Genomic DNA, 12,884 nt, shown 5'->3' with positions numbered 1-12,884 from the left:
AAGCACCGAACACGCCGGTAAACCGGCTGTGCTCGGTGCTTTTCGCTGGACGGACGGGTGCTTTGCCGCGGGAGTCCGGTCTTGCTGAGCGGGTGCGTGCCGCAGGGTTCCGCTCTCACTGCGCTAGTACGTGCTGCCGGGTTCACAGCCTCGCTGCTCGGGTGCGTGCCGCGCCTAAGCTTCACAGGATGACAGGCATACCGGCGTATGCTTTAAGCTTTTCGCGCTTCCGGGCTTTCTTGCGGGTCCTGAGCATCCAGTCTCGCTGACTGCTAAACCCTACACCTGCCCTCAGATTTTTGCCGCCAGCACAAGCGTTCCCCGGGGCTGTGTCCCCCCCGCATCCGGCTCGAGCGTGATAGCGACCGTATCGTAATCCCTCGGCTCGAAGGTGTAGTACAGAGCGCCCGTGCCGCCCTGCGGAAGGAAAGTTCCCGCGTTTACCTTCTGTTCGCCTTTTATGAGCCATACCTGAAAAGCCTGGGAATCCCGCAGCTCAGGCAGCTTCTCGGCCTGGACCACCAGATGGGTGCCCTTGGCGTCGATCACGACCGTAGCGAGGCCTTCCGCCACGATGCCTTCCACGGCAGGGTTCAGCTTTACCACTTTATTCGCCTTCGAAGCCTGCGAAGGCTGTCCGGCCAGCGTAAGCTGTCCCTGGAGCGAAGATACGCTTTGCTGAAGAGAAGCATTAAGGCCCTTCAGCGAGCGGACATCTTCCCTCAGCTGCACGTTGATCCATCCGAGAATCAGCGCTGCGGCGGTAATTCCCGTGCCGGCTGCCCACCGGACAAAGGTCCGGCTTCTTCTGCCCGCGGGTCTTCTGGCGGACACCGGCTCATGCTCCCCGGCCTGAACGGGTTCGGGTACCGTTCCGCCGGCCTGTTTTTGTAATTCGGCTTCGCCGGAGTCATGCGCTGCGCGATAACCGTCCCGCGCCTGTTCGTTCGGGCCGTTTGCGCCGGTGAACGGTGCCGCTGCGGAATGATCCGCTTCATTGTTCAGAATACCGCCGAGAACGCGCTTTTTCATTCCGTCCGGAATCGGGGCAGGCTCCACGGTATAAGGAAGCAGGTCCATTACAGCCTGCAGATCTTCTCGTTCTTTCTTGCATGCTCCGCAATGACTCAGATGCTCTTCCATCTGCTCTCTCTCGGACTGTGATAGTCCCCCGAGCATGTACAGCTCCAGCCATTCGCACAGATTGGGAGATTCTTGTCTGTTCATATGGGCGCACCCTCCTTTCCGCGGCCTGCCAGCTTCTCCTTAAGCTGCTTCATGGCCAGCCTTACCCGGCTTTTTACCGTACCGAGCGGAATCTCCTGTTTGCGGGATACTTCTTGATGAGTATATCCTTTAAAATAAATAAGATCGATCACTTTCTTCTGATCCTCGTTCAAATCTTCCATTGCCAAAGCAAGCTCTTCCCCCATAAAACGAAGCTCCACTTCCTCCTCGGTTCCCCTGCCCCGGTCCGCCACCTGAAGCAGCTTGTCCGGCTCGGCAAGCTGTCCGGCCGTGCGCGTCTGTTTCCGGCGAAGCGTGTCTATGGCGATGTTGCGGGCTATTGCGAACATCCACGTCGACAGTTTGCCCTGGGAGTCCTCATACCGCTCGGCATGATTCCAAATGCGCAGGAACAGCTCCTGAACCACCTCTTCGGCCATCATGGAATCTTTGACGATCCGATAGGCAAACGAATACATCGGACGTTCATAGCGATCGTACAACTGCTCCAGCGCCTGGGGCTGCTTTTGAGCGATGAGGCGCATTAGCTGCGAATCTTCCGGCCACTCATTCATGTTGGAGCTCCTTTCCACCGAAAATCGCCCTTATCTTTCCTTTCGCAAAAAGCGGCGGGTTGGATTCCTTTTTTATCTATAAAATTTTTTGTAAAAATGCCGTTGACCCCCTTCTGAATGCATCACCAGCAAAATTAACCAAAATCCGAGGGGCATTAAACGCATTTTCCTACCCGGCTGCTACAAATAAAAACGGACCGTCCGGATCCGTTCTTCACGACCGGGGTCGCCGTCACTTAAATTCATCCGGTCGGCCGCACCGGGCTTGCTTTATTTACGCGGCTTAAGGGGAAGTTTCGCCCCTAACCATTTCAGTATCGCATAAAGCGCCGTACCCGCAGCTGCGGCAAATGCGGCAATCCGGGCTTCCGTTAAATAGGAGCGGCCGGCACCGTGTCCTCCCCCCGCTTCCGCTGCCGATATCCAGCCCGCTCCGCAGTAATATGCATAGAGCACGAGCAGAAGCATACACAGGAGCGCTTTCAGACTTTCCGCGAATCCCTCCGCTTGCCTATAGCCCATGTAACGCAGCCAGCCGCTAAAAAGGATCACCGTCAAAAGAAGAAACGAAGCCCATTCCTGCCTGGAAACATAGCCCGCCGGCACGCTTTTGCCTAAATGATAGAGCCAATACGCATGTTCGGCCATCCCGGTCAGCAGAATGACGGGGACCGCTCTCCGGTATGCCCCGCTTTCCAGAATCCGCTCCAGCCAGAGCGCAGCAAACAGGCGGGGCCGCTTCTTCTCTGCCGTTTTCCGTTTTTCCGCCGCCAAGACAGTTCCCCCCGCTCAAGATTTATCGCTTCGCTAACACTATACGGGTTTCTTCAGGGAAACATGTCTCATAATGAACAGAGCCGCTTTACCACATCTTTATTTTACAGCATTTGCCACCCCTTCCATCCTGCTATAGACTGTATAGAAGGAGAAAGGTGCCCTGTGTTTATTTAACGCCTGACCAGGTCTGAGTGAAAATTTCCCGTCTACCCGCACGGCTTAACCGGCGATGGCATACCTGTCTCCCTCCGTGATCGTGCCCTAGGCTCACATCCGAGCGGCTTCTCCTTTCAGGAGGCTTTGCAGAGATCGGTTGGCCCGCCAACAATCGCTGCCGTCACGGGGCAGCAAAAAGCCGGGACCCGTAGGCCCCGGCTGCGCGCAGGAGTAGCGATTAGTACAGTTTATCCAGAACAGATTTCGCCGTGTGCTCCAAAGCCCGGTACGTCTTATCTTTCATTTGCATGGCAACGGCGGTCGACAAAATATCCAGCAGATGAATCTGCGCCAGCTTGGAAGAGAAGGCTCCGCCCTGCAGAGGGGTTTCCTTCGCCGTAGCGAGGAGAACCACATCGCTCTGGTTCGCAATCGGGGAACGGGCGTGATTGGTCAGGCAGATGATGTAAGCGCCTTTCTGCTTCGCCAGGCGTACAGCGTCGACAAGATCCTTGGTGCTGCCCGTCGAAGAGATGCCGACGACCACATCGCCCTTCTCTACCAAAGACGCGTTCATGGCAATAATGTGTCCGTCGCAACCGGAGTCCACATTAAATCCGAGCCTCATGAACCGGTATTTGGCATCCTGGGCGGTAATGCCCGAAGACCCTACTCCAAAAAACAAAATTTTTCGTGCCGCCAGAATAGCGTCGATCGCTTGCTGCAGCTCCTGGACGTTGAGCAAAGATGTCGAGTTCTGCACCGCCTGCGAGTTTTGGGAGGTCATTTTCTTCATGATCTGGTCGAGATCGTCGCTTTCCTCAATCTTGCCGTGCACCTGCTCGCTTGGCGTAGCCAGCACCTGGACGAGCGACAGTTTAAATTCCTGATATCCCTTGTAGCCAAGCTTGCGGCACAAACGGATGACGGAAGTTTCGCCTACTTCCGATTTTTCCGCCAAGTCCGTAATCGTATAGAAAACGGTAGCTTCAGGATCCTTTAATACGGTGTCGGCCACTTTCTGCTCGGATTTGGTCAGTGAAGAATAAATACTGTTGAGGAGCAGCAGCGAATTGTTCAAATCGGCGATTTTGCTCATAGATGGGACTCCTTTTCGTCATTCTGCGCGGTCAGACAATCAGTTCACGGTTTTCTTTTCTAGTCTCTACATGAATAGTACTTGAAACTAGGCGATTTGCCTAGTGCATCTCCATATTTTTCAAAGTTTGCCTATGCGTCCACACGGATTTTTTCTGTAGTTTCCTGTCGTACAAAGGGTTTTTCTTGCTGAGAACCGTCGATTTCTGGATGTAGAGTACAACTTTATTTTAATTTATATTTACTATAATTTAGCAAGTTCAGATAAAAATATCAACATAAATATAGGTATTAAGTCCTAAATAATATTTATTTTGAGGCTGATTTTGAAAACGGCAGTCAGATGGATCCGGGTCCGGGTATACTCCTTCTTTTCCATGCATACATACTGGGAGGGGCTTTTATTTTTTTAAAACTCTATAAAACTTTTTTGAAAAAAGTTTAAAAAAAACGTAAACAGGCTCCAAAAAAACGGAGTTTCTTCTTTTTTCCGGCCTGACACCCGAACCAAAATGAGACTTTCGTCGTATTAAAATAAGAACGTATGTTTGCTAAAATGAAGTAGATTCCAATATCAGGAAAATAAATAGACTGTGGAGGGATTCGACTATGAACCGTGAATTGAAAGCAGATGTCGTCATTATCGGTGGAGGTGTCGGCGGCTGTGCGGCCGCTCTGGCTTCCGCCAAAATGGGAATGAAAGTAATTATGACAGAAGAAAACCATTGGATCGGCGGGCAATTGACCAGCCAGGCCGTGCCGCCGGACGAGCACAAGTGGATCGAACAGTTCGGCTGCACCCGCAGCTTTCGCCAGTTCCGCAACGGCGTGCGCTCCTACTATCGCGATTATTTCCCGCTTACGGCCGAAGCCCGCGCCATCGTTAATCTCAATCCGGGCAACGGCGGAGTAAGCCGCTTGTGTGCGGAGCCGAGAGCCATGCTGGCGGTTCTTGAGCAAATGCTTGCGCCTTACGTCAACAGCGGCAAGCTGATTATTCTTAACCGCCACCGCATTACGGCGGCCGAAACGGACGGGGACAAAATCAGGGCCGTCAAAGTAAAACACTTGGATCTCGGTCACAAACATACGCTGACCGCACCTTATTTCCTCGACGCGACGGAGTGCGGAGATGTTCTTCCGCTCGCCAAGGTCGAGTATGTGACAGGCGCCGAATCCCGGAAAGACACGGGAGAGCCGAGCGCGCCCGAAGTCGCCGATCCGAAGGATATCCAGGCGTTTACCGTCTGTTTTGCCATGGATTATTTCGAAGGCGAGAATCATGTCATCGACAAGCCGAAAGATTACAGCTTCTGGCGCAACTATAAGGCGGACTTCTGGCCGGACAAGCAGCTCAGCTGGATTTCGCCGAACCCGGTGACGCTTGAGCCTGCCGAAGATACCCTGTTTCCGGGAACCGAGAAATATCCGCTCTTCAATTACCGCCGGGTAATCGATAAGGCGAATTTTATGCCCGGTACGTTCCCGAGCGATATTTCCCTCGTGAACTGGCCGCAGAACGATTACTGGCTCGGCAATATTTATGACGTTCCCGAAGCGGAAGCGAAGAAAAATCTCGAACAGGCCAAGCAGCTCAGCTATTCTCTGCTCTACTGGCTCCAGACCGAAGCTCCCCGTCCGGACGGCAAAGCCGGATATCCCGGCCTGCGCCTGAGACCGGAGGTCGTCGGGACCGAGGACGGAATGGCCCAGGCACCGTATATCCGGGAATCCCGCCGGATTAAGGCCGAGTTCACCGTCAAGGAGCAGCACGTAAGCACGGCGATCCGCGGCGACAAAGGCGCCGAAGTGTTCCCGGATTCCGTCGGAATCGGCGCTTACCGGATCGATCTTCATCCGAGCATGACGGGACGGAACTATTTAGACGTGTCCTCCCTTCCGTTCCAGATCCCGCTCGGCAGCCTCATTCCCGTGCGGGTCAACAACCTCCTGCCGGCGTGCAAGAACCTCGGCACGACCCACATCACGAACGGCTGCTACCGTCTGCATCCGGTGGAGTGGAATATCGGCGAAGCCGCGGGCTTCCTCGCCGGCTACTGCGTGCAGAACGGCTATCAGCCCCGTGAAGTGCATGCGGACAAGACGAAGCTGGAAGGCTTGCAGAACATTTTATCCTGGAACGGCGTAGAGCTGGCATGGCCGACCATCACCCCGCTTTAAGCCCCGTCAAATACCCGGTCTCGAACCGAAAAGCCGCCTTTATGCAGAATCTTCTGCTAAAGGCGGCTTTCCCTCGTTTATCCGCGCCGGGTTAATTCCCCGACATCCGGTCCGGCTCCACGGCTTTTCAATACCGTTTTTCAAATACTGCCGAAGGCAGCCACTCCCCCGTGTTATGCCTGCGTCCGCGGATCGTTACCGAATGCGGCGCCACCTCGACGAGGACGCTTTCGCTTTCAACGGGCGCTGGGTCAATGCCGTCTCCGATCGGCCTGCGGACAGAGGAGGTTCCCATATGAGAGCACCCGTCCTCGAAATAAATTCCCGGGCTGGCCAGCGTGTAATGAGTGTGCCCCGAGAAGAAGCACACGTTCGGATGCCGGCCAAGCAGCTCTCTCAGCCGCACGTCCTGCACGACGCCCTTCTCGCCGGGGTCATAACTTCCCGCCACGGTATGAGGAAGCGGCTGATGCAGGAAGACGAACACCGGCCGCTTCCGGCCATGCGGACGGTAGGCTACTTCCCCCGGAGAGGAATCCGCCGGCTGCAGCCCGGTCTCATCCTCTCCGGGGGAGCCGGCCGGGCCCGCACCGCCGCTTTCGGGTTCGGCGGCTTCAAGGGCTGCCGGTGCCGGGTCCGCCTCGGCCGCGGAGGCCGTTTCGGCCATGCCCTTTGCGTCGGCATGAAGGGGCCGGGATTCCTCCCGCAGAATCCGTTCCAGCCAGGCGAACTGCCCGTCGCTGATCCAGGCGTCCTCGCGGATAGCCGGATCCGTGTCCCGGTAGCGCTCGGCGCTCATAAATACGAAGCGCAATCCTTTCAGGCGCAGATCGTAATAGGGCAGCGGCTTTCCCAGAAAGCCGAGAAACCGGGCCATCGCTTCCGCCGTCGACCAGCCGTTCGGGAAGGTATCCGTACTGAAGCTCCCGTCCTTGTACCACATCCGGTAATATTCGTGATTTCCGTTCGTCACGTAAACGGGAACGCGGGCATGTTCGGATAAAATACGTTTTAACACCGTATAGTCCTCGGCAAAACCTTCTGTTAAATCCCCGTTAATGACGATGAAATCGGGCGGATGCTTCATCGCTGCGTAATCTTTCAGACAGACTTCCAGACGCCGGTGCGACTCCGGGTCCCACGCTACCACATGAATATCGGACAATACCGCAAACGTAAATTTCATGGCTCTGCACCTCTTCTCTTCCTCTAAAGGATTGAAAAGCAATTTTCGCAGCGTTATTGAAACCACTTACGGTTTGTTCTACCTTCGGTTTAACCTTCCGGTCGTAATGTTCCGACTTAATGCAGGCACCCTACTACTCTGTCTCCCCGGACGCGCTGTTCCCGCCTGGCACACCATTCAAAACGGTCTCATCGGAAAACAAAACCTCTTCGTCCGCACGGGTGCCGCCGTTTTCATCACCTTCATCCGACTCAGCGGCATACTTACCGCCCTTCCCGGATTTGGCCGCCGTAATTTCGGCAATTTTGAGCGCTCCCTCCAAATCGTACAGCATCCGTTCTTTGACCTCGGCATTCAAACGGCTGTCGGAGAAGATCTCGTTAATCAGGGACGCCAGTAATTTTCTTACCTGCTTCAGATGTCCGGGATTCAGCCGGGGATTTTTTTCTCCGCCCAGCTTTTTGATAATTGCTTCCAGCTCATCGGTATACCGGCCGGCTTTGCGGGCATCCATCCCTTTGAAATGGAGGTAAAGCTCTTTTACTTTCCGCTTTTGTCCGGCAATCACAGCGGCAAGAGACCGGGCAGGATCTCTGTCGGGAACGACCGCTTCATTCCGGTACACGCCCAGCACTGTGTTTTTGTCATAGCCCTGATCGAAAAACGATTCATACTCGAAAACCGCGCTTCCGCTGATTCCCAGTCTATGACTTGCTATGATCTGATCGATGAACGCGTCTTTGGTCAGATCGATAAAGGAGCCGACGCCGATCGTCACATACGATTTGTCCCTTGCGGTCTCGAACGTTTTGCGCGCATCTTCCACAACGAGCGAGGTGTCCAGCTTGTAGGACATCGGGAACACGTTGTCGATCAGGTTATGCTTCACCCAGTTCATCGAATCCTGCAGCACGTCTCCGCGGGCAATCTCATATTCGGGCCACACCGCGGCGGTCAGCTTCACTTGGGGCTTCCACTTCTTCGCTTCCCGGGCTAGGCGGAATACAAACTTGTCGACAAAACCGACGCGCATATCCACCCACTTAGCCCACAATGCGTCTCCGGGGTGCAGAAGGATGGGATCGGTCCCGTATTTCTTCTGAAACAGGTCCCGGGTATAGGCGTCATAGCCGAAATCGTTCGTAAAATCTCCCGAACCCGGATACCTCGCATAATCGAGGTGCAGACCGGCTACGTCGTATTTGCCGAGCAGCTCCTTATAGACATCCAGCAGGAAGTCATGCGTTTCATCCAGAGCCGGATTGATAAAATAATAACGGAATCCGCTTGCCGCATCTTCCTGATAATTTTGGCCTTTCCGGCTGAGCAGCGACCATTCGGGCTTGCGCTCCACGACCGGCCCGGGTTCGGGTCCTCCCACGAAAAAGTTTTCGACCCAGGCATGTATCTCAAGGCCCCGCTTTTGCCCTTCATCCAAATAAGCTTGCAGCACATCAAACCCGCCGTACATGGGATTATGGGCCGTAATTTTGTTCTTGGTCGGATAGATGGTGTACCCGTTCCAGAACGTCTCCAAGTAAACGGAGTTAAGGTGAGCCGCTTTAATCTTATCCAGCGCCCGTTTAACTTCCTCCAGAGACTTCTCTTTGGGCCGGATCCAGATTCCCCGGTTTTCAACCGTTCTGGACTCTACGTTCATGTAATGAACACGCGTGGCTTTCGCATCCAGCTCGGCCAGTACTTCGGTCAGCCCTTCGACGCCTTTTTCTTCCAGATGCCTAGCCGCCTGTTCTTCCAACTGATTCACCTGCCGGATTGCTTTGCGGATTTCCTCGTAGGGAACATCCATAAATTTGCGCTTGGATTCCTCCAGTGCCTGCTCCGCGTTCCCTGCGGTTATCCGCGCCCTGTCCAGATAAGATTGCGGGGTAAAAATAAGCAGCACCTGCTTCTCCGCCCGGTTGATTTTCACAGTCGCTCCAATGGCCGCATAACGCGAAAGCCAGGCCATTTTGGAGCCGTGTCCGGAAAGAACGAATCCCCCTGCGGGAATCGGCCGGTTGTTGCCTCCGACGGCGATGATTTTGCCGTCCGCATTCACGGCCGCTTCACCTCCCCACGGATTGGTGCCGGTAGTAGGACCGTAGCTGCTGTCGTAAACGATAAGCTGCTCCGCTCCGCGATGTCCGGGATACGGCTTGTTGTTCGTATCGTCCCACCCCGGCGGGTTGTCTTCCCTCGTCCGGGGATTAAATGCGTCATAAGCCATTTTGGACGCAAAATACATGGGATAGTTATTCAACTCCATGGATACGGCCAGACCCGGAGCCGCCAAAGCCAGCAGATCGGCATAGTAAGGACTTGCCGATTGCACGGATAGGACGTAGCCCCCCTTGGGGATCGGCGAGTCGTTGTCGATGAATTTCCCGCCGGAATCGATAACAATTCCTTTAACTGCCGTAACCCGGCCGTTCTGGATAGTTACTTCCATCCCCCACGGGTTCGTGCGGGTGGAGGCTCCGTAGTCCGAATCGAACAATACCGCTTCCCCCTGATTTCGCGGACCGTTGACCCGATCCAGGGGAATAATCAAATCGGCGACCCGCACATACTTCGCAGGCAGGACGGGAATTGCGAGGTTCACGGCAGTAAGGCTGTCTCCCACATTCAACTGCTGCAGAAGTGCCTTTGTACTGGCTGTGCCCGACAGGACGTACCCGTTTTTAGGTAAATAGGTTCCTTTTTTGCCGTCTGCGATTTTATCCACGATAATGCCTTCCGTCACGATCAGCTCGATCGTCCGGTCATCGAAAGGAGTGGTATACATTCCGTACGTGCTCGTGTACACGGTCAGAGCGTCTTCTTTACGTTCCTGATCCACTCCGGCAACCGGATGCAAAGTACCGTCGGGCAGCCTGACGTGCGGACCGTAAACGGATTCATTTACCGACACGCCAACACTCGTCTGCGGAAGCAAAGGGACCCGGGGCCCGTCCGCCGGACGAAAAGGATCCTGATCCGCGGCGCCGGATTTCGGGCTGTCGGGCGGAACCGCGATGCCCCTGTAAGGCCCGGGATGCTGCGGATAGGCGGCAGACGCAGCTTCAGGCAAGCCGGAAACCGCCGCCGCAGTCCCGTAAAGCGGAATGCACCCGGCTGCGGCAACAGACAAGAGCAGGACAGCAAACAGCGTTCTGCGCAGCAGCACGCTTGAGCGAAGAGATCTTTTCACCGTCGTCATCTTCCTCCTTCAGGTGTAAACTGGCTCCAGACACACAAAAACGGAGAACATCCGAGCAGGTTAAGCTGAGCCGCTAATCACCTCCTGTTATTTTCTCCCCTGTTTGCCAATCCGATTACACGTATTGTAGCACCATTTCGGATGCTATGGAATATTTTTCTTGTATATTACAATATTTTGGATATTATCTCCTTTTTCTATTTATTTCGACATTTGCGCAAAAAAAAGAAGCTCTCTTTTGCAAGAGAAGCTTCCCGATTAGGTCTATAGGTCTTCATTACCGTCTACGGCTACCGGCTGATATAGGGCTGGTCCCATCTTTTTCGATCCCGGATTACTTGGACCAGCAGCCATAAAGTTGCCGCCCCGACAATGGCAGCCAGCGACCATGCCGCATTGCGTATCCATGCGTCCGCCTGCTGTTCGACACCGATGCCGATAAACGCCCAGACAAAAACGAGTGCGAAAGGCACGTCTTTTTTCGCGTAACTGAATGTGACAGCCAGTACGCCCGCAGCCGTCAGCAGAATGACGGCCCACATCCGTGGATCGATGCCCCAGCCGTTCCAGCCCATATCCTGCAGCCATACGGTAACGTTAACGATGGAAGCCACACAGATCCAGCCCAGATACAGGCTGAAAGGCACTTGAACGAAGCTGTACTCCCCGATGGCGCGCGATTCCCGGCCGTAGCGGATTCTTTGATAGATCGCGATAAGCGTCAGCAGAAGAGCAGCCATTACCAGCGTGCTCCAGCCGATTTGTTCATAATGCCACAGGAAGATCCAGGCTGAATTCAGCAGACAGCTGACGACGAACCAGTAGCTGATCCGCTCTACGGCCGGACGGTTCCCGGTATCCTTGCGGGCCTGGTAAATGACGAAGCCGATCAGCCCCAGATAAATGACGCTCCATATCGTGAAAACATACCCGGCCGGTGTAACGTAAGTATGATGCCGGTCCGATATCTCGCCGGTTGTCATCCCGTTGATAGGAAGCACCTGGGATAACGTATTTACGATCAGAACCAAAAGGAGGCCGGCAATATTCATTGTTTTACGCAAAGCGTGCATGATTGTCACATCCTCTCTTTTTGTTCATTATGTATGTTTAACCGTATGCGCTTAGAATTAATCGAACGCAAAAAGCCTGCCCCTTTATTCCGCCAGGAATACATGGAGCAGGCTTTCGCCGCTGCAGATCAGCCGCCGAGAACCGTCAGCTCTTTAGGGAAGGAAGTCAGCACCTCGACTCCTCCGGATGTAACGAGAACGTCGTCTTCGATACGGACTCCGCCCACACCCGGCACATAAACACCGGGTTCGATAGTGAACGTCATGCCGGCTTTCAGCACAGCCTCGTTTCTTCCGTGCAAGGACGGATATTCGTGAACGTCGAGGCCGAGGCCGTGACCGAGCCGGTGGTTGAAATACGGGCCATAGCCGTCCGCTTCGATCCGGTTTCTTGCGGCAGCGTCTATGGACGCGCAAGTCACGTCAGGCCGGACGGCTCCGATGGCGGCTTCGTTGCCGGCGAGAACCGCATTATAGATTCGGCGGTGTTCCTCCGACACTTCGCCCACTGCGAAGGTCCTAGTAATGTCGGACGCATAACCGTTCAGATACACACCGAGATCGAACAAAAGCAGATCCCCGCGGCTGATTTTACGCGAGCCGGGAACGCCGTGCGGCAGAGCCGAGGCCGGACCGGTCAGAACCATCGTCGAAAACGAAGGAGACTGGGCTCCGAGCTTTTTCATCTGGAATTCCAGCTCCGCCACAAGGTCGATTTCCGTCACGCCGACGGCCACCTTCTCCAGTCCGCGCTTCAGAACTTCTTCCACAAGCGCGACGGCATCCTTCATCAGAGCGATTTCGCTTTCGGATTTGATGACCCGCATGTCACGCAGCAGACTGTCGACCGAAGAAACCCGGCTTACGCCGATATAGCTCTTCAGTTCTTCATAGCGGCTGACGGTCCAGTGCTCGGTCTCAATGCCGATGCTGCCGAGCGAAGCCGGAAGCAGCCCGCGCAGCACGTCGTAAGCGGAATCCGTATCGCTGTGCGTATGAATCCGCTGCACCGAAGACGCCTGGGCGGCCGCCTCCGCATCAAGAGCCGGTACAAGCAGAAACGGCTCTTCCCCTCTCGGAAAAATGAGACCCAGGAAACGTTCGTGCGGGTCGGAAGCGAATCCCGTCAAATAATACACGTGCCGGGGTACCGTAATGATAACGGCATCAAGGTTGTTCTGTTCCATATGATCGTTGATTTGTTTGATTCGATTATTCATTTGATCACCTGTTCTTTTCAAGGTTTTTCACTGTTTACTGCGGATGGAATCCTCTTTCTATCATAGCATGCAGGGACACAAAAACCCACATTTCACGGCTCCGCTTTACTCTGAACCCCTGCTGACCCGGTATGTAAGCGCTGCTTTTCTTCGCTCTGCCGATCCGCTATACTGGATAAGAGTCTTTAT

9 protein-coding genes are annotated in these 12,884 nt (G+C 54.6%); 1 reads left to right on the top strand and 8 read right to left on the bottom strand.

Annotation, left to right across the window (positions count from 1 at the left end; genetic code table 11):
* Positions 1-291: 291 nt before the first annotated feature.
* From C4S74_RS03205 to C4S74_RS03190, 4 genes are all read right to left on the bottom strand, one after another.
* The gene (locus C4S74_RS03205) at positions 292-1,227 is read right to left on the bottom strand and encodes an anti-sigma factor (RefSeq protein ID WP_103993899.1); all 936 of its coding nucleotides are present in this window, start codon (positions 1,225-1,227) and stop codon (positions 292-294) included.
* Positions 1,224-1,802, bottom strand: coding sequence for an RNA polymerase sigma factor (locus tag C4S74_RS03200; protein WP_103993898.1), 579 nt, complete (start codon positions 1,800-1,802; stop codon positions 1,224-1,226). Before C4S74_RS03200 ends, C4S74_RS03205 begins: the two co-directional genes overlap by 4 nt.
* 270 nt (positions 1,803-2,072) lie before the next feature.
* Positions 2,073-2,576 carry a hypothetical protein gene (locus C4S74_RS03195; RefSeq protein ID WP_103993897.1) on the bottom strand — a complete coding sequence of 168 codons (504 nt, stop codon included), beginning with the start codon at positions 2,574-2,576 and terminating at the stop codon, positions 2,073-2,075.
* Positions 2,577-2,973: 397 nt separating this feature from the next.
* Positions 2,974-3,834: a MurR/RpiR family transcriptional regulator gene (locus C4S74_RS03190; RefSeq protein ID WP_103993896.1), complete on the bottom strand. Its 861-nt coding sequence runs from the start codon at positions 3,832-3,834 to the stop codon at positions 2,974-2,976.
* A gap of 608 nt (positions 3,835-4,442) precedes the next feature.
* Here C4S74_RS03190 and C4S74_RS03185 point away from each other — a divergent pair.
* Positions 4,443-6,014 carry an FAD-dependent oxidoreductase gene (locus tag C4S74_RS03185; protein WP_103993895.1) on the top strand — a complete coding sequence of 524 codons (1,572 nt, stop codon included), beginning with the start codon at positions 4,443-4,445 and terminating at the stop codon, positions 6,012-6,014.
* 127 nt (positions 6,015-6,141) lie between these two features.
* On the opposite strand, the gene C4S74_RS03180 is transcribed toward C4S74_RS03185, so the two are convergent.
* From C4S74_RS03180 to C4S74_RS03165, 4 genes are all read right to left on the bottom strand, one after another.
* Positions 6,142-7,200 carry a metallophosphoesterase gene (locus tag C4S74_RS03180; RefSeq protein WP_103993894.1) on the bottom strand — a complete coding sequence of 353 codons (1,059 nt, stop codon included), beginning with the start codon at positions 7,198-7,200 and terminating at the stop codon, positions 6,142-6,144.
* A gap of 133 nt (positions 7,201-7,333) precedes the next feature.
* Complete coding sequence (locus tag C4S74_RS03175) at positions 7,334-10,402, bottom strand: glycoside hydrolase family 10 protein (RefSeq protein ID WP_103993893.1); 3,069 nt, start codon at positions 10,400-10,402, stop codon at positions 7,334-7,336.
* Between the two features lie 290 nt (positions 10,403-10,692).
* Positions 10,693-11,475, bottom strand: a complete 783-nt coding sequence (locus C4S74_RS03170; protein WP_258042354.1) for a TspO/MBR family protein — start codon at positions 11,473-11,475, stop codon at positions 10,693-10,695.
* Positions 11,476-11,603: 128 nt separating this feature from the next.
* Positions 11,604-12,695, bottom strand: coding sequence for a Xaa-Pro peptidase family protein (locus C4S74_RS03165; protein ID WP_103993891.1), 1,092 nt, complete (start codon positions 12,693-12,695; stop codon positions 11,604-11,606).
* Between the last annotated feature and the right edge of the window lie 189 nt (positions 12,696-12,884).

This window comes from Paenibacillus sp. UNC499MF (assembly GCF_900107975.1).
GTDB lineage: Bacteria > Bacillota > Bacilli > Paenibacillales > NBRC-103111 > Paenibacillus_F.
The sequence above is the reverse complement of the archived record's forward strand: the minus strand, read 5'-3'. Positions and strand labels throughout refer to the sequence as shown.